Genomic DNA, 24,919 nt, shown 5'->3' with positions numbered 1-24,919 from the left:
TGTTAATTACCTTATGAGTTTTCGATGCTTTACCATCTTTCATTCCTTGAAGATATAATGTGTATAAACTGTCTTGATCATTTAATTTGTCAATCAATCCAGCTTCTAAGGGTTGGACTACTACCACACTACCATTAAAATCTGCTTCATCATTCATCTTGTCTATTTGCCAATCAACAAAGGCTCTTAGAAAATTTCCTTCTCCAAATTGTAAAACTTTTTCTGGATAAGTCTTAAACTCTTTGAATAATGATTTATTTAGTTTCATTCCTTTCTCCTCCAAACTTAATTTTTAATATATTATCAAAACCCACTTAATAATATTTAATCCTTCTATATATCAAGTGGTTATTTGATTACTTAATTAATATAAATAAAAACTAAATAATAATATAGAAATCCTTGTTCACGTTAACAAAAAATATTATCAGAAGATGTTAACGTGAACAAAAATGCACAAATCGTACATTTACAATTTATATTATAGTCTTTATGACTTAATAATGCAATACCTTTTGTTAACGTTTAACCAAAGTTTACAATAATTAGCCATTTCATTAGCTAATTATTGTAATAATTTTTTATAATTTCTTAACCGAATTCCTTATAATAAGTTTAGATTCAATATACACCTTAGTCTTATTTGCTTCTTTATTGCTTATTAAATTTAATAGGTTTATGCCACCATATTCACTCATTGTTAATGAATCCTTTTTTACACTCGACAATGTTGGAGTAACATAGTTACAAAAGTTACTATCATCAAATCCTATAATAGATATATCATTAGGAACACTTAATCCTTCTTCATCTATAGCTTTCATAGCCCCCACCGCAATATCATCATTAGAACAAAATACCGCAGTCGGTCTATCTTTTAACTCTAGCAGCTTTGTCATATTTATATACCCGCTTTTCATATCATATCTGCCACTCATAATATATTCATCTTTAATTGGAATATTATGATCCTCTAGTGCTTTTATATATCCTTTTCGTCTGTACTCACTAGATTCAAATTCCTTATTTCCTTCGATCAAAGCAATTTTTTGGTGATTATTTTCTATAAAATAAGTAACTGCATCATACGATCCTTTCGTATCATTAGACATAATGTTTACCAATTGATTATTTTCTATGTATCTGTTTATAACTACAGTAGGTATACCTTTTTCAATAATATTTTCAATGAATTTATCATCATCTTTTCTTTGGCTTACTACTATTATTCCATCAAAGTTTTTATTATCAATTGGATATGAATTAGCATAATCGTCAATTCCTCTAATAACTAGATTATATTCTTTATCCATTACTTTACTGATACCTTTAACAATTTCATGGAAGAATGTGTCAGACGTACCATTTCCTATTGATGAAAAGAAAACACCTATAACATATGATTTTAATAAAACCAGACTTTTTGCATTGTAATTCGGCACATAATTCAATTCCTTTGCCAAAGTCTTAATTTTAATTTTAGTATCCTCATTTATATATGGACTGTTATTAAGCGCTCGGGATACTGTTGTGTGCGAAACATTTGCTATTTTGGCTATATCTTTTATCGTTACACTCATCTCTCTATACTCCCCTGTCATAATTGTATAAGTATATTTTACCATAATAACTCAGATATATAAAAATATTTAATTTCTATCTTACATTAATATTAATTATTTTTCTAATTTGAATTATTTTTTAATAATATATCAAGCATTAATTCTAATTATTTTTGCAATATTCCTCAATAGTCTCTGCTACTATTTTTGCTTGGACTACTGCTTCTACGACTGTTTTTGCTCCAGTAACTACATCTCCAGAGGCAAATGTTCCCTTTTTAGTTGTATTTCCTTTATCATCAGTAATTAGTAATCCCCATTTGTTAGTATTTAGTTCTGTTGTATTAGATACTATATTTGCTCTAGGATTTTGACTTACTGCAATAATTACTGAATCACAGTCAAAAAATTCTTCTTTCCCTTCTATTATTTTTGTTTTAACTCTTCCTTCTGAATCAGTCACATTTTCTGTAACAGCTAATTTTATTCCATTTTCTTTTATTTCAATCGGAGCTCTAAGTAATTCAAACTTAATACCATCTTCCTTAGCTTCTCTTATTTCCTGCTTTGTAGCAGGCATTTCCTCAAAGCCTTTCCTATAAAGTATAGTTACATTTTTAGCTCCATATCTTTTAGCACTTCTAGCTGCATCCATAGCAACATTTCCAGCTCCTATTATAGCTACATTATCTCCTAATCTATAGAATTCTGGTGATTTCAAATAATCTATAGCATAATGTACATTACCAAGAGTTTCTCCCTTAATATCCAATGTTTTAGGGTTCCATACTCCAGTTCCAATAAATGCAGCCTTATATCCATCTTCAAATAATCTATCTAATGTAATAACAGGACCAATAAGTGTATTAGGTCTAATTTTTACACCAAGTTCAACAAGTCTTTCTTCTATTGTATATATTAATTTCTTAGGTAATCTATATTCTGGTATACCGTATCTAAGTACTCCACCAATCTGACCATGAGCATCAAATATAGTAATGTCATATCCTTTTCTTGCTAAAATAAATGCAATAGTTATTCCAGCTGGACCACCGCCTATTATAGCAATTCTATCTTTATCTTTCTCTACATTTTCAAAATGTGTCTCCTCTATGTATTTTTTTGATATTTCATCCTCTATGTCATGAAAGCTTATTGGTTCTCCTTTAATTCCTCTTACACAATTTCCTTTACATTGGTCTTCATGAGGACATACTAATGAACAAACTACCGAAAGAGGATTGTTATTAAATAATATTTCCCCAGCCTCTTTAACTTTTCCTTCTTTATAAAGACTTATAATTTCAGGTATAGGCGTATTAATGGGGCAGTTTGCCGTACATCTTGGATTTTTACACAATAAACATCTATTTGCTTCATCTACTAAAAATTTCTTATTTTCCATATATAAAAATCTCCTTTTTATTTTTTATACTCAGTATAGTATATAGTAACTTAAATTATCCTTTATTTCAACTACTTATAATAAAATATGCTATCCTTTTCCAATAAAATGATAGCATATTTTTTCATATTAATTTAGTTTTAGACATAGAAAATATAAAAAGATACAATTTAATTAAATTTCTTGTATAAATATAATATTCCATTTTTAGGGCTATATATTAACTTCCCTGAAAACCCTCTTTTTTTTAGTTCTTTTTGGAGACTATACATGAAGAAGCCGTGTGTAACAACCAAAATATTCTCTGATCCCTCTTTTATTGCCTCTTCTTGTAATAAATCAACAAATTGTCTAGCCTTTTTTCTTGTTATTGTTCTATTTTCTTCTTGTGATTTATGATTAAAGTACCAAGCAATTCTTCCGCTAACCGCCCAAAACCAATAAGGTAGTTTTAAATCACTTTTAAATACAGGATCAATTATAGTTTCTCGAATCAAATCATTTGTAACTATATCTTCTTTATAGACGTGCTGTGCTGTAATCAATGCCCTTATAAGAGTACTAGAATAACATTTATCCCATTTTATACCCTTGAGCTCTACGTCATTTTTTATAACATCACTTTTATTATAATTTTCTTCCCATTCTTTGAATTCTTTTGAGGTCATAAAAAACTTTTTATGGTAATTAACTTTAAAATGTCTTATAAGACCTATTCTCATAAAAATCCCTCTTGTCGTAAAATATATTATTAACTTAATTGAAGCTGTTTTACTATATCAATTAACATATTTACTCTATTAAACGGAGTTATGAAATACAATCCATCCGAAACTCCCTTTAGTTTATTTCCAATCTCTACAGCAATATTAATACCAATTTCTTGTGCTTCTTCCTTACTCATGTCTTCTGAGAACATCTTCATATATCTTTCAGGAATTTTAACTCCTGGAAGCTCATTATTTAAAAACACTGCATTTCTATAACTTACAATTGGAAGAAGTCCAGCTAAAATTTTCACATTAGTTTTTGCCTTTATTTTACTTAGAAATTCAATAGCATTATCTTCATATATAGGCTGTGTCAAAAAGAATTTTGCTCCATTATCTATTTTTTTTAACATGCGGTTAAATTCAACATCTTTATTTAACACATTTAAATTCAAAGCACCACCTATATAAATGTTATCTTCTTTAAATAAATCTTCATTCATATCATTTATTAGTTTCATGAGTCTAAATGAATTTAAGTTAAACACACTTTTAGTTTCAATCTTATTTGCATCAGATATAGGATCTCCTGTAATTGCTAGTATATTCCTTATGTTTTCAATATGTGAACCTATTAAACTAGACCTTATAGCGTTTGTATTCCTATCTCTGCAGCATATATGCGGCATAACTTCAATTCCTATTTCTCTCTTTATTTTAGATGCTATAATCGTCGAATCAGCTCTTACCTTTGACATTGGCGAATCTGGAATTGTTACTAAATCAATGTTATTTTCTTTACATATTTTAGCTCCTGCCATAAGCTTGGATATATCAGTGTTAATAGGCGCTGATAATTCTATTGCAATGGCAAATTCATTTTTATCAAGTTTATCTTTGAATGTATTTTCTGTTTTTTCTTTATATTCTTTTATTTCTTCTTTCTTGCTATACGAATTAATTTCATTTGAATTATTTTTAATTAATGCGACTAATTCCTTAATATAATTTGGATTTGTTCCGCAACATCCACCTATTATAGATACTCCAAGCGTCGTCATTGCATTAACTTTATTAGCAAAGTATACTGGATTGTTAGGATAAACAGTTCTCTCATGAATTATTTCCGGATACCCAGCATTTGGAATAGCTGAAACAATATCATTTTCTATATCTATTGTTCTGATAAATTCAGCCACATGAGTAGGTCCGGATCCACAATTGAATCCATATGAATCAATTATTTTAATCTCTTTAACTTTCTTAATTAATTTACTAGCGCTAATTCCATCTCTTGTGAAGCCATCTGGTTTTACTGCAAATTGCGTTAATATAAAACTCTTAGAATCCTTTCCTTTTATATATTCAGATATTTCTTTTAAATATTTATAATTACTAAAAGTTTCAAATACAAAAATATTTATATTATTATTTAAGAAGCAGTCTACTATATATTTATATTCCTTTAGTATATCCTCTTGAGATTCATCTATATTGTCTTCTTTTATAGGACCAATACTTGCTCCTATAAAAACCGAGGTGTTTTGAGTAACCTCCTTTGCTATATCTATTCCAGATTTAATTATATTTTTTAACGTTTCATATGATACTCCAAGATCATGTGTATTAGCTGAAAAAGTATTCGTTCTTATTAATTTTGCACCAGCATTAATATATTCTTTATGTATTTTTTTTATTGTATCTCGGTCATCTAAATTGGCAAATTCACAGTAAGAAATATCATTCCCCGTTAACTCCGAATAATATGTTCCCATGGCTCCATCAAATATTAATATATTATCTTGCAAATAATCTTTTATCATTTCTAATCTCCCCAATTTTTCATTAATAATACTAAAGTAAGTATACTATAAAAATCTTTTCTCGTCCTTAATTTTATCTAAAACAATTTAGTTTACTGGGCTATACAGATAGAACTTTATATATTGGTATAAAAAATAGGTTTATCATTTTGATAAACCTATTTTATATAAGGACTATAGAAAACATTCATTTTAGTATTTAAATCCTTAAAATTCACTATTTTTTTGATTGATCTTGTGTTATCACTTGACCTGATGCATTTTCATTTTTACCTGAAGCAGTACTATTTGGAGTGGTTCCATTGTTTGGCAGCACATCAATACTATTATCTTTTGGTGGCGTTGTTGAACTACCTGTGTTACCACTACTACTATTTTCAGTATTGGTGTTTGAACCATTTTGTACTGGAGAATCTGGCTGTACTTCTATAATAGTATTGTTTTTTTCAGGTTTATTGGTATTAGTATTATCCTTATCCCCCTTTACAGAATCTACATTTGATTCTGTATTATCAGAAGCTGCATCTAAATTAGGTCTTTCTATCACTTGCTTGTCACTATTGACTTCTGAATTAACATTTGGATCTTGAGTATTATTTTTTTGATCTTCTGAATTCCATTGTTGATCTTCAGCGTTATCTCGTATACTTGCAGTAATTTCCTTAACTGGTGCTTTATCAATATTATTCTTTATACCTTGATCTTCAACTTTAAGAGCTGCTTCATATCTGCCTAAACTTATGTTTTTTGTTTTGGCTTCATCAACTGCTTCTTTATCACCTTTAACATAGACTACATCCTGTTGATCAAAAGTTGAATCAATTGTACCTATAAGATCTTCTTCATATTTACTATTGTCTTCATTATTAACAAATGCATAACCAACTAGTACATCTTTATTAGTATTTAAATAATTCTTCTCTTCAAGTTTATCCTTTATTTTTTGCATTCCACTCTCAAGAGAAATATCCTTAATATCGCTAAAATCAATATTTTTTCCATCATCATTAACGCCCTCTACCTTAATGATGTTAAGCTTGTTGTCCGCTTCAATTTGTATACTTGGATTAATATCCAAACTAACAACTGCATATGCTTCCTGGGGTTTCATCGTATGAAAGAAGGTGAATACAATTAAAAATACTGCTGCAATTGATCCTAATGTTTTTATAAAATTATTATATCTATGCCTATTACTAGTACTATTTATAATATCGTCCTCGAAATAAAATATTTTTTGTCCGATTTTCATGTTTTCTTTAAAAATTATTTTGTCCATTACACCATGGTCATTTAAAGCAATAGCATAATTTTTCTTTACCTCCATTATTATTCCCTTATTCATTTTTTCACCTACTTCCTTATCCAATTCCTTAAAGCATTGAGTCTTTTATCAATTATTATTACTACAGAAATTATAAATTTCTTACTTCTTTTTATTACCTTTTCTGTTACAGAAAATTTCAGAACGATTCTCTTTATTGGCAATCGTTTTTTTAGATACATAAAAGAAGTAAATTCTTCTTCCTTACTTATCTCTTCTGATAAGATAATTGCATTTTTCCTCGTTGCTTGTTGCTTGTTGCTTAGGAGCTTCATTAACTAAGTCTTCAAACGTAAATCCAAATGAACTTATTTCAATTTTTAGTTTATTGATCTCTTCTATAAGGATACTATTATCCTCTTTAGGTTCAAAATATTCATCTTTAATGTCTAAACCCTTATCCACTAATTCATCTAACGATGAATGCTGATGTCTATTTTCACCCTTTAAATAATTCTTGATTCTACTTCCTATAACGAGCTTTGCATAAGATAGAAAATGTCCCTTCTCATTATCATATCTTTCAATTGCCTCGTGGAAACCAAGCAGACCAACACTTAATTCCTCATCATTTTCACATGATACATATCTTCCTGTAACATCCGAAATGCTTTTTATTATAAAAGGCATATGCTTTTTAATAAGTTCATTTACATCTGTGTTCTTATCAACATTTAAATCTACTAAAACACATTCGAGCATATCTACGCTCCCTTCTCCGGTCATTAATATATACAATATAAATTATATTTTTTGGTACTTTTTATTGAATAAAAGAAAGACTTTATTATATAGTCTAAATTTAACAACTTTATTTAATATAAATGAACAATTATAATATTTAGTTTGTCCATAAAATTAAACATTGCAAATAACTATATTCACCTTAGTCTTATAAATAATTTATAAATTATAAAATCCATATATTTTCAAACCTTATTTAAAATATATATGTTGCAATAATAAATTTACATTTGGAAGGCTTATAGGCTAAGTAAATATCTAGATGTAAAATGTATAAAACTAATTGCAATATATATATTTTAATTATAATATTTAACTATAAAAACTTCTATTTAATATTATATCATGTATTAGCTTATTTTTAATTAAAATGATAAATTTTCACATATCATAATTATATTCCATATTAGATTTATAATATGATTAATATGAATATCTTTATCTGAAGATATATCGTATTTTTTAATTGATTATCCAGAATTTTATAACTATGAATATAACAAAAGGAGCTTAGAGACCGGCGAAGGACACTCTAAGCTCCACATTAGCACTTTACGTACCAACTGCTTTTTTAGTATAGCATAATTCTTTTATTATATCAATCAAATTCTTTATAAATCATTCTAGATAAACTATTCCAAAATTTGATTTATTACTTGCCATTCGTCACTCGTAACTCTTTTAACATGTTCCTCCACTACTACCATTATTGTTTCCACCGCAAGCATTCACATTGTTGGAATTAGGCTGCACATTTTTTTGAGAATATTTTTTGATATAATCAATAAACCTTGTCTGTAATTTATTTAATCCGCTCAAATATTCAATATTATCTGGCTCCAATTGTGTAGCTTTTGTCAAATAATTCAATCCACTTTCATACCAGCCTTTTTGAACTAGTACAAACCCTTTAAGGTAATTCCATTCTGCAGAATTAGTATTATTTAATATATTTAATTTTGTTTCTGCATCTAAAAAATTATTACTATCAATCAATGCTCTGATTTCTTTATATAGTTCCTCATTAATAATTAAATCATAAGCTGTTCTAAGTGTTTGAATTTTTTGTTCTGACGTATTATCTTGATTGTGAGCATATTCTTCAATAACTTCTTTGAATTTACTTTTTATCTCTTCTTCAGAAGCGGTTCTTTCTATTCCTAAAGCTTCATATGGATCCACCTTAATACACCTCTTAATATTAAACTTTTATTTCACTATTAAATATATTTATAAAAGTTATTAATATTCTTAGGTTTTGCGGCTTTTCATGAGTTCTTTATGAAATTTAACCTTTCTATATAAAATACTTTTTTAAAATTACTGACCGTATACTCTCATATTTTATATATGAAGGTAGTTCTCTTTTTATAATATTTATTTTGTCATATCCGTTTTTCTCACAAGCATTTATAATCAATGCTTCATCTTCCTTATTATAAAATTCATCTAAATCAATGGTAAAAATATTTTCACCATATTCTTTTATATAATCAGTTACGTATCCCAGAATAGTTGAAATTGAAAGCTCTATCTTTTCTGATACGTCATGAATACTTATCTTTTCTTTAAGCATATCTATAGCTATTTGATTACTTTCTCTTGTTTCCCCATCTAATATGACTTTTCTTCTTTTTCTCTCTACCCAATGAATTTCTTTATTATTTTCTAATAAATATTCATTTACTGCTCTTATAAGTCTTTCACCATATTCACTTATTTTCTTAGGTCCCATTCCACTTATATCCTTTAGTTTTTCTAATGTGTCCGGGTATCTTCCACTTATTTCTTTTAATGTATTCATTGTTAGAATAGCTTGAGGTAATACATTCTCTTTCTTCGCAAGTTCTTTTCTTATATTATTCAAAATATTATATAATTCTAAATCTGTTTTTACTTCAAGCTTAAGATCTTCTTTGCCTTTTAAGTCAGAGTTTACATCAGTTTCTTTCTGCTCAGGTACTTCTATATTATGTTCTTCTATAAATTTTATTATGGCATCTTCAAAGGCTTTTCCATATTTATTATACTTAACTTCACCTACACCTGAAATTTTAAGCATCTTCTCTCTCGTTACTGGGTAATTTATAGCCATTTCTTTTAGAGTAACATCCCCAAATACAATATATGGTGGGACCCCATTTTCCCTAGCTAATTCTTGTCTTATTGCCCTAAGAGTTTCAAATAATTCATTATCTTCTCTGACTTTCTTTTCTACTTTAAATTCCTTTAGTTCTACTTTTTCCTGGGATGTCAAAACATTTCTAGATCTTTCATTTAAACTTAACACCGGATATGTTCCTTCAATAACATTTATAAATCCATGTGAAATTAATGTGTTAATAAAAGTTTTAAGTTCTTCAGTTGAATATTCCTTCATTAATCCATAAGTTGAAAGTTCATCAAAGTGAAATTGTAAAACCTTTTTATTCTTAGAACCTCTAAGCACATCAACAAGCATTCCAATTCCAAATTTGTGTTTCATCCTATATATACAAGAAAGTACTTTCTGTGCTTCTACAGTCTTATCAACAAGTTCACCTTCACTCAAACAATTACTGCATTTATCACATTGTCTATCATATGTTTCTCCAAAATACTCTAAAATATATTTTCTATAACAATCATTGCTATACACAAAATCCATCATTTGCTGAAGTTTTCTATATTGATTATTTTTTCTTTCAAAATCTTCTATGGAATTTTCAATTAAATACTTTTGAACTTGAACATCTTGAGGTGAAAACAATAGTGTGCACTCACTTTGTTCTCCATCTCTTCCTGCTCTTCCGATTTCCTGATAATAGCTTTCTATATTTCTAGGCATATTATAATGAACTACATACCTAATATTAGGCTTATCAATCCCCATCCCAAATGCATTAGTTGCAATCATTATGTTTGCTTTATCATAAATAAAGTTCTCTTGATTTTCTTTTCTTATTTTTTCTGATAATCCTGCATGGTATGAAGTGACATTATATCCTTTAGAGTTTAAAATTTCATATAAATTATCAACTTCTTTTCTTGTAGCAGCATATATAATTCCTGAAACTTCTTTATTATTCTCAATATAACTTTGTAAATACTCTTTCTTACTCCCACTTTTAATTACATTTATAGTTAAATTTTCTCTATCAAAACCAGTTATGAATACATTAGGAGCTTTTAATCTAAGAAGACTTATTATATCTTCCCTTACTTCTTGTGATGCAGTTGCAGTAAAAGCTGTTACTATAGGCCTATTACTCAGCAAACTGATAAAATGAGATATTTTTCTATAACTACTTCTAAAATCGTGTCCCCATTGTGAAATACAATGAGCTTCATCTACAGCTACCTGAGAAATATTACATCTCGAAATAATATTTAAAAACTCAAAAGATTCTAATCTTTCAGGTGCTATATATAGAATTTTAATATCTCCATTTTCAAGACTTTTAATCACTTCATTTTCTTCTACAGCACTTAAAGTACTGTTAATTAATGCCCCTTTAATTCCCATCTCTTTTAAAGTATCTACCTGGTCCTTCATAAGAGATATGAGAGGAGATATTACTATTGTTATTCCTTCTAGAATAAGTGCCGGTATCTGGTAACAAATAGACTTACCACCACCTGTTGGCATTATAGCAAGTACATCTTCTCCTTTAATTATTTTATCGATTATTACTTCTTGACCTTTTCTAAAGTTCTTATAACCATAATATTTTTCTAGAACTTCATATGCTAAGTTATTCATAAACGTATTACTCCTTAAATAGATTGCTTCATAAGGTACGTGAGATATTATAACAATTAAAATTATATGTACCTAAATTTATAAGTTTTACATTATCTTTAATTATAGACGCAATTATGCAAACTTTAATCATCACTAAAAATTAATTTTGCTTTTTTGAATGAAAATAGGATTGATAGTTAATTATTATTTATCAATCCTATTTTCCAATATAGTAAATGTAATTTAAACTCTACTTAGCTAAAATTTCTACACCATCTTCAGTGATCAGTACTGTATGTTCCCATTGTGCTGATAGCTTATCATCATCTGTATAAATTGTCCATTCATTTTCTTCATCAACATATACATCATAAACACCTTGATTAACCATTGGCTCTACAGTAAGGACCATTCCTGGTACAAGCAGCATTCCAGTTCCTTTTTCCCCCACATGTGGAACAAATGGTTCCTCATGAAATTGATTTCCAACTCCATGTCCTCCTAAAGCTCTAACTATTGTATAACCGTTTTTATGAGCATGTTCAGCACAGGCATAACCAATATCACCAAGAAATCCCCATGGCTTTATTGCCTCAATTCCCTTAATCATGCATTCTTTAGCCACTGTTACCAATCTTTTTGCCTCTTCACTAACGTCACCAATCATAAACATTCTAGATGCATCAGAATAATATCCATCTAAAATTGTAGATACATCAACATTAATTATGTCTCCGTCTTTTAATATAATGCTTTCATCTGGAATCCCATGGCACACCTCATTATTAATTGATGTACACACACTCTTTGGAAATCCTTCAAAATTTAAAGGTGCCGGAATTGCACCATTTTGAATTGTATAATCATATACTATTTTATCTATTTCTGCTGTGCTCATGCCCGCTTTAATTTTACTTGCCACTAAATCTAAGACACCATCATTAACTTTACAGCTTTTTTTAATACCTTCTATATCTTTAGGGCTCTTTATTACATCTCTAGGCGGTACTATATGCCCTTTGCGTCTATAACTTTCTATTTTTTCATCAAATTCTAAATGGCATTTTTTATATTTCAAACCACTACCACACCAACATTTTGAATTTCTGTCTAAAATCATTCTTGTAATACACCTCTTTAAATTATCATATTTTCATATTCAAAACCTATTATTCTATTACTATAATACAATAATCTGAATTTAAATGTTCATCCTATAAACTGCATGTTAAAATTAGATTTCGCAACCTTTATTATTGCAAATTATGTATAACAAATTGTTACTTCATTCTAATTTTACTGTTATTTATAACTTATCTTTCCAAAACTTATAATACACTTTAATGAAATTTAATTCAACAGTTTGGAATGATTCATCTCCAAAAGCATATTATTTCTTATGCCTTAAACTCATATTTATTTTACTTCTATAAGTATTAATAAACACCTTATTTATTAGCTTTTTGAACGTTTATTTTTTTACCTTTAATAGTCATATCTTTTAATTCCTTAATAACTTTATTACCTTTTCCATTTAATATATCTACATAAGATACAGATTCCTGTATATCAATAATTCCAATATCATCTGCACTTAGCCCTTCTATGTTACAAATGGCACCGACAATATCACCAGGGCGAATTTTCTTTTTCTTTCCACCACTTAAATAGATCTTAGTTATATTAGTATTTATAATTTTAGCTTTTTCTTTTTTCCTCTTAGGTTTACTTTTAAGCAGTTCTATTCCTTCATCAATTTTTATTTTATCATACTCAGATAAGTCATAGACTGGAATTTTAAAGCCAATAAATTCTTCTATATCACTTAATAATCTATCCTTACCTTCAATGCATAAACTTATCGCTTTTCCCTTTGCTCCAGCTCTTCCTGTTCTTCCTATTCTATGTACATAAGCTTCTTTTTCTACTGGAAGATCAAAGTTTATTACATGAGTAATTCCTTCAATATCAATTCCCCTTGAAGCTAAATCTGTTGCAACAAGTAATCTAAAATCTCCACGTCTAAAGTTTTCCATTGTATTTAATCTATCTTTTTGCAGCATACCACCATGAATTTTATTTGTTGAATATCCTTTTAACTTTAAATATTCAAAAACTTTATCTACATTTTCTTTAGTTTTAGCAAATATCACTGCAGTCTCAGGCTTTTCATATATTAATATTTTATCTAATGATTCTAACTTTTTTTCATACTCAACATAGTACAAATTGTGTTCGATATTAGTTGTAATAAGTTTTTGACTTTTAATGCTTATATCCACTGGCCTGCTCATATGTTTTTCACACAAATCCTTTATTTCCTCTGGAATTGTGGCTGAAAATAACATAGTGACCTTTTTCTTTGGAATTCTTCTAATTATTCCTTCAACTTGCCCTATAAATCCCATATTTAGCATTTCATCTGCTTCATCGATAACAAAATACTTAATTTTTTCTACATTTAAACTTCCTCTATCTATATGATCTAAAATCCTTCCTGGAGTTCCGACTACAATATGAGTTTTTTGTTTTAATTTTCTTTCCTGTTCTGATATTGGTGTCTTACCAAATACAGCAACAGCTTTTATTCTTTTAAATCTTCCTATATTAGATATATCCTCATTTACTTGAATAGCAAGCTCTCTGGTTGGAGTTAAAATCAATGCTTGTGGGCTATTTTCATCCCAATCTATCTTTTCACATAATGGAATAGCAAAAGCTGCTGTCTTTCCGCTTCCTGTCTGAGATTTAACTATAACATCTTTATTTAATAGAATCTCTGGTATAACTTTCTCTTGAACTTCTGATGGCTTTTTATATCCAAGACCTTCAATTGATTTCAAAAGTTCTTCTCCTATTTTGAACTCACTAAATTCACTATTCATTACTTAAAATTCTCCTCATCTATATAAATCTTTCTTATTATACCATTCTTCTCTATTTTTAAAACATACTCTTAAGAAAAAAGAATAAAAATATATAACTAGAAAAATAAAGACAATAAGGATATAATTAATTGATTATGCATAGATATAGTCCACTTAAATTTTTAAATGGCTGTTTTTATTGGATTTATATCAGATTGTCATAAGCACAGTTTATGCATTTTATTATAAACAAAATCGAATTATAAAGGAGAAATTAATGAGTACTTCATTTACTGATTTAAATTTAAATTCAAATATAATAGAAGGTCTTAAAAAACAGGGAATAACTATTCCAACACCTATTCAAGCTTCAGCTATCATGCCAGCTCTTGAAAATAAGGATGTAATTGGTGAAGCATTTACTGGAAGCGGGAAAACCTTAGCATACCTTATACCACTTTTTCATAAAATAGACACTGCTAAAAGAGAAATGCAGGGAATAATTTTGGCTCCAACCCACGAGTTAGCAATACAGATAGAAGACCAAATCAAACTTTTGGCTGAAAACTCTGGTGTTCCTCTAACATCTCTATCAATTATTGGAGATGTTAATATAAACAATCAGATAAAAAAGTTAAAAGATATTAAGCCACATATAATTGTTGGATCAACTGGAAGAATCCTTGATCTCATACAAAAAAAGAAGATAACTGCTCATACTATTAAAACTATTGTTATAGATGAAGGAGATAATTTATTGGATCCTAAAAGAGATGCTATAACTAAAAATATAATAAAAACAACTATGAAAGATAGACAGCTTATGGTATTTTCTGCTTCTATAAAGCCTGAAACTTTAGAAACTGCTAAATCTTTAATGAAAGATCCAATTATTTTAAAAACTGAAAGCAAGCCTTCTATAAACCCTAATATTAAGCATATGTTTATTGTATGTGAAAGACGTGATAAATTTGAAACCTTAAGAAAGCTTCTTGTAGCTGTTAATCCTGATAAAGCAATTATTTTTGTTAATGATAATGAGGATATTGAGCTCACAACAGTAAAATTAAACTATCACAGTAAGGATTGCTTTGCTATGACCGGTAAGATCTCTAAAGAAGATAGAAAACTTGCAATAGAAAGTTTTAGAAATGGAAAAATTAAAATATTAGTTTCATCAGATGTTACCGCAAGAGGTCTTGATGTTGATGGCGTAACCCATGTATTCCACTTAGATTTACCATTGAAATTAAATGAATATTTACATAGATCTGGCAGGACTGCCAGAGGGAACGCTCATGGAACGTCTATATGTTTAGCTACGGCAAAACAACTTAATATAATTAAGAAGTATGAAAAGGAATTTAATATACAATTTGAGCAAAAGAAGGTCTTTGGCGGTATCTTAGAAGATTATGCTTATACAGCCGATCAAAAATCACCTAAAGTTAAAAGTAATTCTTACAATAATAAAGTTTTCAAATCAAAATTTCATAATTAGTTAAATAAAAAGATTTCTATCTAAGAATTAGGATAGAAATCTTTTTATTATATTGCATTATTCTCAAGCCAATCAACGATATATTTTATCACGTGTTCTTCATTACTTGAAGCAATGAAATTCGCATGCTTTTTCAATTCATCTGATCCATTTTCAGGACAAAATGAAAAGTCAGCTTCCTTTAATAATTCTAAGTCATTCATGTTATCCCCTACACATATAACCTTTTTAGAATTCAAATCAAACCTCTCTTTTATATTTCTCAATGCTTGTCCTTTCGATTCGTTCAATGGTAAAATTTCATAAGAGGTTCTCCCGCTTCTAGTACCTTTTATATTATATTTATTATAAAAACTTTCCTCAACATCATTGATTATGTTAGGTTCTCCAACAATCAATACTTTATTCCACTCTTTTAAGAATATTTCTTCTGTAACATTGTAAATTATATCAAGCATTTTTGTGGCAGGTCTCTTTGAATGGCCAGAGTCTTTTATAACATACAATTTTCTATTTGCATATATCTCTATCCCTATGTTTTTGTAATCTATTAATAGCCTTTTGACAACTTGTTTTTGCTCTTCATCTATGAATTTCTCCATAATTACTTTTTTATTGTTATAATCATAAATAAGTCCACCATTATATACTATTATCGGCAAATTCATTTTGATGCTGGAGATATACTCTTCAGTAGCCTCTATTACTCTTCCTGTTGCTACTGAAAACATTCCACCATTTTTTATAAAGTAATTAATCGCATCAATATTCTCCTTTGAAATTTTTTTGTTATTATTCAATAATGTTCCATCCAAATCTGAAAATATAACATATCCACCAAATTTATTTTTCATAAGTCACCTCACATTTTAGTTATACCAGTTAATATTAAATTTCAATATATATAGATTTATTATATATAATTTTATCATAATCAACTTAGATAATTTATACTCATTTATTAATTATTTTGAATTTCATATAATATTTTAAATAGTCAAAATAAAATTCTTATAAAAATTTTTAAAATCTCTCCCTTTATCTCTTAAATATTATATATTTAATTTTTCTCTTGTTTTTTTTGTTAATTTATAGTATATTTACAACATGATGTTCAAATAACAAATTAAAGGAGGTTTAACTATGAATATAATAAAATTATTTAATAAATTCGTAAAATTAAACATATTAATTTATTCATCTGTGGAGCCTCGTGAAATCCATATTATTTGATATTATTTTTTATTATCAATATTTTATTTTGCGTTTAACACAGCTCTGAATGGCTGTGTTTTTTTGCGCTCAAAAAATTCATATTTATAAAAGGGGGAATCTTTATGACATTATTTAAAACTTACATTAACAGGCATTGGAAATTTCTAATCATTCCAATTACTGCAATGATAGGATGCATTTGTGTAGATAGTACTTATCCTTATCTCCAAAAGATATTTGTAGATAATATAATACTTGGAGATATGAAAGAGGATTTATTTATTTTTATAATAATTTTAATTGTACTCTCTCTAACCCAAGGTGTTTTAGGTTACTTAAAAGAATATCTGTTTGATAAATTTGCCTTAATTGTCTGCAAGAAGGTCAGACAAGATTTATATTTGAAATTTCAATCATTTGAATTTTCCTTTTTTGACAGCAACAATACTGGCGAATTACTTTCTAGAATAATTGAGGATGTTGATATTGTTTGGGATACTTTAGCTTTTGGAATGAGAGTTTTTATTGAAGCTATAATACTTTTTTCAATATCTGCAATCATTATGTTTAGCATAAATGTTCCATTAACAATCGTATGTTTAATCGTATTACTGCCAGTAGCCTATATTGGAACAATTATGGACAAGAAGTTTTGGACTGTTTATTCAAAGATCAGTGACCAAACTGCTGAAATAAATTCTATTGTTCAACAGGATGTCTCAGGAATTAGGTTGGTAAAAGCTTTTGCACGTGAAAAATATGAAATATCAAAATTTTTAAAGGTAAATAAAAAGTTCTTTGATTTAAATGTTGAACAGGCTAAAATAGTCGGTACCTATGGTCCTGTAATTGAATTTTTAACAAACGCAGCTCCTATTTTAATGATAATGTTTGGGGGATATTTATGTATTCAGGGTAAATTAAGTTTAGGAAGCTTAGTTGCATTTACTAGTTATATTTTTAATCTTTCTTGGTGTGTGAGAAATTTAGGTTCTCTTATAAATTTACTTTCTCAAAATAAAGCTTCTATGGAAAAAATCTCAGATATATTGAATAGGAAATCAAAAATAGTCTCCAAAGAAGATGGCTATAATCCAGCTAAAGTTAAAGGAGATATAATTTTTAAAAACGTGAGCTTTTCTTATAATAATGTTGAAGTATTACATGATATAAATTTAAATATCCCTGCTGGCAGCAGCGTAGCTATAATGGGAACCACAGGCTGCGGGAAAAGTACCCTGATTTCTTTAATTGGAAGATACTATGATGTAACCAAAGGTGAAATACTAGTTGATAATGTTAATGTTAAAGATTGGAACTTAGAAACCTTAAGGTCATATATTTCTATTGTTTTTCAAGATACATTTTTATTTTCTGATACAATAAAAAATAATATTGATTTTGGCAGCAATAAATCTGAAAAGGAATTACTAAAAGCAGTTAAAGACAGTTGCGCTTATTCTTTTATTGAAGAAATGCCTGAAGGTTTTGATACTATTATAGGTGAGAGAGGTCTTGGATTATCAGGCGGCCAAAAACAAAGATTGTCTATATCAAGGGCAATGATTAGAAAATCGCCAATTCTTATTCTTGATGATTCAACTTCTGCTCTTGACATGGAAACTGAGTTCAAAGTACTTCAAAATCTAAAAAATAATAAAACAAAGACTACAACAACCTTTATAATTGCGCATAGAATATCTGCAGTAAAGAATGCTGATATTATTTTATTTATGAAAGACGGTAAAGTCGTTGAAAAAGGTAATCATGACAGTTTAATTAATGCTAAAGGGAAATATTATAGTGTTTATTCCCACCAATTTCAAGACTTTAATACACTTGAACTGGAGGCGAATTAATATGAATGATATTACAAACGAATCTTCTAAAATAGAAATTATAAAAAGATTATTATCTTATGTAAAACCCTACAAGCTGAAAGTTGCTTTTGTTATACTGCTTCTGCTTATTGTCATGGCTTGCAATACCTTAACGCCTTATTTAATGAAAGTCTCTATTGATACTTTTGTAAAAGAAAAAAACATCAAAGGATTGTTATATATAGGTACTTGCCTAATATTTATTAATGTAATATCTATGATTTTATCTAGAATAAGAACAACTTCTATGTCTAAAATAACTAATCAGATATTGGTTGATATAAGACATAGTCTATACACTCATATTCAAACCTTAAGCTTTAATTTCTTTGACAATAGACCTGTTGGGAAAATTATCTCTAGGGTTGTTGGTGATGTAAATGCACTTCAAAACCTATTAAATAATAGCATTGTAAATTTAACTCCAAATATATTTACTATTATTTTAGTAGTTTGTATGATGCTTATTTTAAATATGCCCCTTGGTGCCATTTGCTTAATTACAATACCATTCTTAACCTTTGTTATGTTTTTTATCGAAATCAAAGCTCATGATAAGTGGAAACTTTTTAGAGAAAACAGATCTTCCTTAATTGGATACACTCATGAGTCTTTATCTGGTATGAAGGTAATTCAAGGCTTTAGTAAAAAACTATATACTAAAGGAATATTTGATAGCCATATAGGTAAACATGCTGATGGTTTTATGACAGCAGTATACACTCAAGACTTTTTCTGGCCATTTCTAGATTTATTTCGTGGTATAAGTATTATAATCTTGGTCGTCTCTGGATTTATATTAACTTCAAGAGATAACCTTACTCTCGGTACTTTAATAGCGTTTTTTATGTATATGGAAATGCTTTGGAGGCCAATAATAAATCTTTCTTCATTTTATAATGCTTTTGTAACTAGTATGTCTGCCGGAGAAAGAATATTTGATATTTTAGATACAAAAAGTGATATGATAGATTCAGCTTCGTCTAATATCCTGCCTAAAATTAAAGGAAATATTGAATTTGATCACGTTACTTTCTCTTATTCTAAAGGAGAGGGTGCTGTCTTAAAAGATACTTGCTTTAATCTAAAAGCCGGAGAAAAAGTTGCTTTAGTTGGAGAAACAGGTGCAGGTAAAACTACAATAACCAATTTAATAAGCAGATTTTACGACCCAACTTTGGGTACTGTAAAGATTGATGGCATTGATATAAAAAGTGTTACTGTTGAAAGTTTAAGAAGTCAGATGGGTATAATGCTTCAGGATTCATTTTTGTTTTCAACTTCAATAAAGGAAAATATACGTTATGGAAAATTAAATGCTACTGACGCAGAAGTAATTCAGGCTGCTAAAGCTGTCAATGCTCATGAATTTATTGAAAAACTTGAAGATGGCTATGATACAGATGTAAATGAAAGAGGTTCTAGGCTTTCTCTTGGTCAAAGACAGCTAATAGCTTTCGCAAGAGCATTAATTGCAGATCCTAGAATATTAATCTTAGATGAAGCAACAGCAAATATTGATACCGAAACTGAGTTATTAGTTCAAGCTGGTATTAAAAAACTTATGGATGGAAGAACTTCTATCGTAATAGCGCATAGGCTTTCTACTATACGTGATTGTGATAAAATCTTCGTTCTCTCTCATGGTAAAATAGTCGAAGCTGGAACCCACGATGAACTCCTTGCAAATCAAGGCTACTATCACAAACTATATTCAGCACAATATAGTTTTTTAAAAAAGGATGCATAATATATTTGTTAATGTACGATAATAAAATTGATTTATTATTGTACATTTTTTCTTTACTAATAATTGGCTACATGGTGAATATATCCTTTATTGATTATTAGTGTACTTTCCGTAAAATTATTGTAATAAATATTATATCTTTATTACAACTTTCTTAAATAAACAGCTACTAAAAAAAATACTGTTATAATTATTCAATAAGCGATACTATTCTTCCTACTTGAATAGTAATCGTAATCTTAAACAACATATTGGAGGGACAATATAATGAAAAAGAAGATTATTAGTCTATTATTAATTGCAATTATTAGTTCAACAGCACTAATTTCTTGTGGTAAAACTAAAGCACCATCAGATTCAGATAAACAACCGTCGGTGACAGAAGAGCAATCACCTAAAGATACTTCTAAGGATTCTAAGATAGTAGGTGAAAATAATAAGCCAACAGTTGAGATAAAACAAATTGCAACAATCGCTGATTTTAAAGATAAAAGTAAAGCTGATATAGAAAAAATTCTAGGTAAGCCTGTAAGTGAAGATGATTCTAAGTCTACATACGAAAAAGACAATTATACTTTTGAAGTCACTTATTTAAATTCAAAATGCAATGAAATCAAAATAACACCTAAAACAGATATGAAATTTCCAGCTGACGGAGCAAATATTTTAAATTTACTCGGAATTAATGCTGGAGACCCTGATACTCTTTCACCTGCTGGTATGGAATGGGATAATAAATTTGATACGTATAAAATCAACGTAGTTTCAGACAATCAAGTTCAGGGAAAAATTTCATATGCAGACATTATCTTAAATAATACATCAAAATAAGTTAATTATATTAAGTATTTTAGGTCACTGAAAATTGTTGCTTTTTAGTGACCTAAATTCTCCTTTTCAATTTCTATTATTTTTACAACTGGTATATTATGAATTATATTATTGTCATCTTTTACTTCTGAACTACCAATTACTCCTATAACTTTTACATTGTCATTTTCATTTAAATCATCAACTTTATCATACTCACCTATTATTCCAATAATTTTTGAATCAGCTGCACAGCACGTCATTACAATTTTTCCTATTATAAATTGCTTCTCATTCAAATAATTTTCCTTGCATACAAAACCGTGAATTTCTAATCTTTTTCCAACATATTTCTCAGGATTTTCTCTAATATCCTCAAGTAACATAGGATTATCATCATCAACTTTTATATTTTCATATATGCTATTACTTATTTTTTCTATATCATTTTTGCTTAAACTGTCATAAGAAAATTCATGTTTATATAGATACTCTCTATCCATTATGCCGACATTATTTTCTGTAACTTCCTTCCCTAATTCAGCATGTTTGAATGTCTTTAGATTACTCAAAGATATACTTCCTAGTATTAATGCTATTATAATTGGAAGCACTTTAATTTTAAGTTTGCTACTTCCCTTACATGTAAATATATTTTTTATTTGAAAAATGCTAATAACACTTATCATTCCTATTGCTATATAGATATACTTAACCATATTATTACCTATATAAAAGTTTATTTTTTTAGTGAATATTAAGCCAAAAATAAATCCATCTAATAATATTAAAACTATAAACCATAAAAATTCATCAAAGTTAAATCTTTTCATTTATTGTTCTGCCTCCATTCTTGTATTTGGAATTTAATTATTATAATCTGTATCTTATATTCCGCACATCATAAACAAAAATGAAATTAAAAATACAATACACACTGTTACTACACTAAACTTAATAACAAAACTCTTTTTGAAGGCACCAAGAATCATTATGAGATTTTTCAAATCAAGCATTGGCCCTAAAATTAAAAAAGCCAATACCCCACTAAATGAATAATTACCTAAAAAGCTCCTCCCCACAAATGCATCTGCTTCTGAACATAGAGATAAAAAAAATCCCAAGAGCATCATAACAATTATTCCGAAAATTTTATTATCAGAGATAAAATTAATTCTCCCATATGCTATAACAACTTGAAATACACTTGAAATAAAAGCGCCAAAAATTAGATATCCCATTATATCTAAAAATTCTCTATTTGCATGTTCAATTATAGAAAGTAATTTATTTTGATTGCCTGAATACAAATTATCACATCCGCAATTGCAATAATTTCCATTATCCAAAAAGTCTCTAATTAATGATTGCTTATCTTTTTCAAGTGCGTTTACTATTATACCTATTAAAATAGCAGCTGCAAAGCCTCCTGTTATTCTAAGAATAACCATAGCTTGTTTATCATAAAATGCATAATAAGTAGACATTATTACAACAGGATTAATTATGGGCACCGCAAGCATAAATGTCACTCCAAATCCAACTGGTAATCCCTTTTTCATAAGTCTTCTTGTTACAGGTACAATCCCACATTCACAAACGGGGAATATAAGACCTATTAAAGCTGCTCCAAAATATCCCCAGATACTTGTTTTTGGTATTATCCGAGCTATTAATTCTTCTGATATACAGGTTTGAATTATTGCTGAAACCAATGAGCCTAAAATAATAAAGGGGATTGCTTCAAGAACAATACTTGTGAATATACTTGCAAAATCTCCAACTTCCTCTATATACAAATTTATCCCATACTTCTTATAAATATGCCATAATAATATTGCTGCAATCATAATCATAAAAGTAAAAGTTCTACTTCTAGAAATATTCATATTTCTTTTTATTGCCTCCTCAATTTTTATATTCCCTATTAAAAACTTAATTTAGAATTTGCTATTTTAATTTTTACTCTTTTTAAATAACCATTATCTATCATTTTAGATTCTCTAAGCACCGAGTTTAAAATATACTTATTATTAACTTTAAGTAGAAATGCTTTTGAGTTAAGTTCTTTTATCTTTTTAAATCCTTCCTCCAATATTTTTTTATTGCAATTGTCTATATTATTAACAACTATCATATTGGCATATTGTATAAATGGAACAACGAAGCTTCCAACGTTATCAATATATTGCTTCAAATTTCTGCCATCTGCAACAAAAAATATTGTAGTGATTTTGCTACATTCCCTATAAATTTTTTCATTTAACATATCAAATAATTCTTTTAAATTATAAGTGCCATTATACTCAACAATTACTCTATTAGGATTGAATTCTTTAATCAGAAAAATCATTTCCTCTTTAAGATTACTAAGATTTTTTATTGTTTTTACTTTTATTAAATCATTATATTGCTTAATACTTCTTTCTCCCTCTTCCAATTGAAAAACCAAAACTTTTTCATCTTCCACTTGGCTCTCCTTCAAAAAAGAATTAATAAAAGAAGTTTTTCCTGCTCCTAGAAAACCTGTTACAATCTCAATATGTATTTTCATTAATTCACCACCCTTTATCTTTTTGATTAAGTATAATATTACGAGAAACTTATATAATCAATCTAGTTAAATAGTTCAAATAATCTCTTTCTATCTAATTTACTCCCAATTATTGATATAATATTTTTATCAGCCCATCTGACTTCTCTACTTTTAAACTCATTTGGAACATAGTCAAATTGATAATAAACTCCATCTTCTCCTTTTATAAATCCTTTTGCTCTTATCACATTTCCAAACTTCTCATTACGTGCTATAAACTCAAATTTTTTTTCTATCTCCTTTACACTAATTCTTTCTATAATATTTATTGGATAACTTTCAAAAACCTCTTTAGCCTTGTGTCCACTTTCCCTTCTTAAAATCTTTTTCGATTCTGATTTTATAAATCCTAATTCTGATTCTTTCCTCACATCATTTATCTTCAAAAATTCTTCAGCATTTACTTTTTCCCACGGCTTATATATTATTTCTGCCTTCGAATTATATTTTTTTAAAGATTCAATTGTTTCTCTAATCTTTTTATCATCAATTAACTGACTTCTACTTAAAACAATTTTGTTAGCTTTTTTTATCTGATTTTCATAGAATTCCTTAAAATTCTTTAAATACATATCATAATTTCTGATATCAATCAAAGTAAAAATGTTTCTAATCCCTATTTTAGATTCAAATCTCGCTTCACTAAGTATTTTTAATATTTCACTTAATTTCGCAACTCCTGAAGGCTCAATTATTATGTTGTTAGGAGAATATTTATCAATCACTTCCAACACTGCTTCTCCAAAATTTCCAGATACCTGACAGCATATACACCCAGAATTAATTTCTTTTACTTGAATGTTACTTTCTCTTAAGACATCTCCATCTATACCCACTTCGCCAAATTCATTTTCTATAATTATTGTATTTTTTCCATAAGCTTTTTCACTTAGCAGCTTTTTAATAAGCATTGTTTTTCCAGCACCCAAAAAGCCAGAGAATATATCTACTTGAACTTTCATTTAACATTCTCCTTTTCATATTTATTTAAATTGTCTTCACACTTTT

The 24,919-nt window shown here is 28.2% G+C and carries 18 protein-coding genes and 2 pseudogenes; 4 read left to right on the top strand and 16 right to left on the bottom strand.

What is annotated here, in order from left to right:
* From CLOBL_RS11520 to CLOBL_RS11470, 11 genes and pseudogenes are all read right to left on the bottom strand, one after another.
* Nucleotides 1-268, bottom strand: a pseudogene (locus tag CLOBL_RS11520) (tagaturonate reductase); the annotation flags it as partial.
* Nucleotides 269-581: 313 nt separating this feature from the next.
* Entirely contained in the window at nt 582-1,580 is a 999-nt protein-coding gene (locus CLOBL_RS11515) for a LacI family DNA-binding transcriptional regulator (protein ID WP_077859160.1), read from the bottom strand.
* 145 nt (nt 1,581-1,725) lie between these two features.
* Nucleotides 1,726-2,967, bottom strand: a complete 1,242-nt coding sequence (locus CLOBL_RS11510; RefSeq protein ID WP_077859159.1) for an NAD(P)-dependent oxidoreductase — start codon at nt 2,965-2,967, stop codon at nt 1,726-1,728.
* A 170-nt stretch (nt 2,968-3,137) separates the two neighbouring features.
* Nucleotides 3,138-3,689: a histidine phosphatase family protein gene (locus CLOBL_RS11505; RefSeq protein WP_077859158.1), complete on the bottom strand. Its 552-nt coding sequence runs from the start codon at nt 3,687-3,689 to the stop codon at nt 3,138-3,140.
* A 29-nt stretch (nt 3,690-3,718) separates the two neighbouring features.
* Entirely contained in the window at nt 3,719-5,500 is a 1,782-nt protein-coding gene (locus CLOBL_RS11500) for a bifunctional homocysteine S-methyltransferase/methylenetetrahydrofolate reductase (RefSeq protein ID WP_077859157.1), read from the bottom strand.
* Between the two features lie 217 nt (nt 5,501-5,717).
* The gene (locus CLOBL_RS11495) at nt 5,718-6,845 is read right to left on the bottom strand and encodes an anti-sigma factor domain-containing protein (protein ID WP_077859156.1); all 1,128 of its coding nucleotides are present in this window, start codon (nt 6,843-6,845) and stop codon (nt 5,718-5,720) included.
* Between the two features lie 8 nt (nt 6,846-6,853).
* Nucleotides 6,854-7,526: pseudogene (sigI, locus tag CLOBL_RS11490) on the bottom strand (RNA polymerase sigma factor SigI).
* Nucleotides 7,527-8,249: 723 nt separating this feature from the next.
* Nucleotides 8,250-8,750, bottom strand: coding sequence for a DnaJ domain-containing protein (locus CLOBL_RS11485; protein ID WP_009170810.1), 501 nt, complete (start codon nt 8,748-8,750; stop codon nt 8,250-8,252).
* A gap of 115 nt (nt 8,751-8,865) precedes the next feature.
* Entirely contained in the window at nt 8,866-11,310 is a 2,445-nt protein-coding gene (gene recQ, locus CLOBL_RS11480) for a DNA helicase RecQ (protein WP_077859155.1), read from the bottom strand.
* Between the two features lie 232 nt (nt 11,311-11,542).
* Nucleotides 11,543-12,412 (bottom strand): methionyl aminopeptidase, encoded by an 870-nt coding sequence (locus CLOBL_RS11475; RefSeq protein ID WP_009170812.1) that lies wholly within the window; start codon nt 12,410-12,412, stop codon nt 11,543-11,545.
* 328 nt (nt 12,413-12,740) lie between these two features.
* Complete coding sequence (locus CLOBL_RS11470; protein ID WP_077859154.1) at nt 12,741-14,177, bottom strand: DEAD/DEAH box helicase; 1,437 nt, start codon at nt 14,175-14,177, stop codon at nt 12,741-12,743.
* Nucleotides 14,178-14,436: 259 nt separating this feature from the next.
* On the opposite strand from CLOBL_RS11470, the gene CLOBL_RS11465 reads away from it, so the two are divergent.
* A complete protein-coding gene (locus CLOBL_RS11465) occupies nt 14,437-15,660 on the top strand; it encodes a DEAD/DEAH box helicase (protein ID WP_077859153.1) in 1,224 nt (407 codons plus the stop codon).
* A gap of 47 nt (nt 15,661-15,707) precedes the next feature.
* Here CLOBL_RS11465 and CLOBL_RS11460 read toward each other — a convergent pair whose 3' ends face one another.
* Nucleotides 15,708-16,514 (bottom strand): Cof-type HAD-IIB family hydrolase, encoded by an 807-nt coding sequence (locus tag CLOBL_RS11460; protein WP_077859152.1) that lies wholly within the window; start codon nt 16,512-16,514, stop codon nt 15,708-15,710.
* Between the two features lie 483 nt (nt 16,515-16,997).
* On the opposite strand from CLOBL_RS11460, the gene CLOBL_RS11455 reads away from it, so the two are divergent.
* The 3 genes from CLOBL_RS11455 (at nt 16,998) to CLOBL_RS11445 (ending at nt 21,336) form a co-directional block, all read left to right on the top strand.
* Nucleotides 16,998-18,734, top strand: coding sequence for an ABC transporter ATP-binding protein (locus tag CLOBL_RS11455; RefSeq protein ID WP_077859151.1), 1,737 nt, complete (start codon nt 16,998-17,000; stop codon nt 18,732-18,734).
* A gap of 1 nt (nt 18,735) precedes the next feature.
* Nucleotides 18,736-20,505 carry an ABC transporter ATP-binding protein gene (locus CLOBL_RS11450; protein WP_077859150.1) on the top strand — a complete coding sequence of 590 codons (1,770 nt, stop codon included), beginning with the start codon at nt 18,736-18,738 and terminating at the stop codon, nt 20,503-20,505.
* Nucleotides 20,506-20,772: 267 nt separating this feature from the next.
* Nucleotides 20,773-21,336: a hypothetical protein gene (locus tag CLOBL_RS11445; RefSeq protein WP_077859149.1), complete on the top strand. Its 564-nt coding sequence runs from the start codon at nt 20,773-20,775 to the stop codon at nt 21,334-21,336.
* A gap of 44 nt (nt 21,337-21,380) precedes the next feature.
* Here CLOBL_RS11445 and CLOBL_RS11440 read toward each other — a convergent pair whose 3' ends face one another.
* The 4 genes from CLOBL_RS11440 to CLOBL_RS11425 form a co-directional block, all read right to left on the bottom strand.
* The gene (locus CLOBL_RS11440; protein WP_077859148.1) at nt 21,381-22,148 is read right to left on the bottom strand and encodes a hypothetical protein; all 768 of its coding nucleotides are present in this window, start codon (nt 22,146-22,148) and stop codon (nt 21,381-21,383) included.
* Nucleotides 22,149-22,202: 54 nt separating this feature from the next.
* Nucleotides 22,203-23,204: a permease gene (locus CLOBL_RS11435; RefSeq protein WP_077859147.1), complete on the bottom strand. Its 1,002-nt coding sequence runs from the start codon at nt 23,202-23,204 to the stop codon at nt 22,203-22,205.
* Nucleotides 23,205-23,242: 38 nt separating this feature from the next.
* On the bottom strand, nt 23,243-23,869 hold the full coding sequence (locus CLOBL_RS11430) for a GTP-binding protein (protein ID WP_077859146.1): 627 nt from the start codon (nt 23,867-23,869) through the stop codon (nt 23,243-23,245).
* A gap of 62 nt (nt 23,870-23,931) precedes the next feature.
* A complete protein-coding gene (locus tag CLOBL_RS11425) occupies nt 23,932-24,873 on the bottom strand; it encodes a GTP-binding protein (RefSeq protein WP_077859145.1) in 942 nt (313 codons plus the stop codon).
* Nucleotides 24,874-24,919: the final 46 nt, after the last annotated feature.

Source organism: Clostridium sp. BL-8, from assembly GCF_002006495.1.
Lineage (GTDB): Bacteria > Bacillota > Clostridia > Clostridiales > Clostridiaceae > Clostridium.
The sequence above is the reverse complement of the archived record's forward strand: the minus strand, read 5'-3'. Positions and strand labels throughout refer to the sequence as shown.

Excerpts from the sequence above, each read along its gene's own strand:
- CLOBL_RS11515 (WP_077859160.1), bottom strand. The coding sequence starts at position 1,580 with ATGAGTGTAACGATAAAAGATATAGCCAAAATAGCAAATGTTTCGCAC.
- CLOBL_RS11510 (WP_077859159.1), bottom strand. The coding sequence starts at position 2,967 with ATGGAAAATAAGAAATTTTTAGTAGATGAAGCAAATAGATGTTTATTG.
- CLOBL_RS11505 (WP_077859158.1), bottom strand. The coding sequence starts at position 3,689 with ATGAGAATAGGTCTTATAAGACATTTTAAAGTTAATTACCATAAAAAG.
- CLOBL_RS11500 (WP_077859157.1), bottom strand. The coding sequence starts at position 5,500 with ATGATAAAAGATTATTTGCAAGATAATATATTAATATTTGATGGAGCC.
- CLOBL_RS11495 (WP_077859156.1), bottom strand. The coding sequence starts at position 6,845 with ATGAATAAGGGAATAATAATGGAGGTAAAGAAAAATTATGCTATTGCT.
- recQ (WP_077859155.1), bottom strand. The coding sequence starts at position 11,310 with ATGAATAACTTAGCATATGAAGTTCTAGAAAAATATTATGGTTATAAG.
- CLOBL_RS11475 (WP_009170812.1), bottom strand. The coding sequence starts at position 12,412 with ATGATTTTAGACAGAAATTCAAAATGTTGGTGTGGTAGTGGTTTGAAA.
- CLOBL_RS11470 (WP_077859154.1), bottom strand. The coding sequence starts at position 14,177 with ATGAATAGTGAATTTAGTGAGTTCAAAATAGGAGAAGAACTTTTGAAA.
- CLOBL_RS11465 (WP_077859153.1), top strand. The coding sequence starts at position 14,437 with ATGAGTACTTCATTTACTGATTTAAATTTAAATTCAAATATAATAGAA.
- CLOBL_RS11460 (WP_077859152.1), bottom strand. The coding sequence starts at position 16,514 with ATGAAAAATAAATTTGGTGGATATGTTATATTTTCAGATTTGGATGGA.
- CLOBL_RS11455 (WP_077859151.1), top strand. The coding sequence starts at position 16,998 with ATGACATTATTTAAAACTTACATTAACAGGCATTGGAAATTTCTAATC.
- CLOBL_RS11450 (WP_077859150.1), top strand. The coding sequence starts at position 18,736 with ATGAATGATATTACAAACGAATCTTCTAAAATAGAAATTATAAAAAGA.
- CLOBL_RS11445 (WP_077859149.1), top strand. The coding sequence starts at position 20,773 with ATGAAAAAGAAGATTATTAGTCTATTATTAATTGCAATTATTAGTTCA.
- CLOBL_RS11440 (WP_077859148.1), bottom strand. The coding sequence starts at position 22,148 with ATGAAAAGATTTAACTTTGATGAATTTTTATGGTTTATAGTTTTAATA.
- CLOBL_RS11435 (WP_077859147.1), bottom strand. The coding sequence starts at position 23,204 with ATGAATATTTCTAGAAGTAGAACTTTTACTTTTATGATTATGATTGCA.
- CLOBL_RS11430 (WP_077859146.1), bottom strand. The coding sequence starts at position 23,869 with ATGAAAATACATATTGAGATTGTAACAGGTTTTCTAGGAGCAGGAAAA.
- CLOBL_RS11425 (WP_077859145.1), bottom strand. The coding sequence starts at position 24,873 with ATGAAAGTTCAAGTAGATATATTCTCTGGCTTTTTGGGTGCTGGAAAA.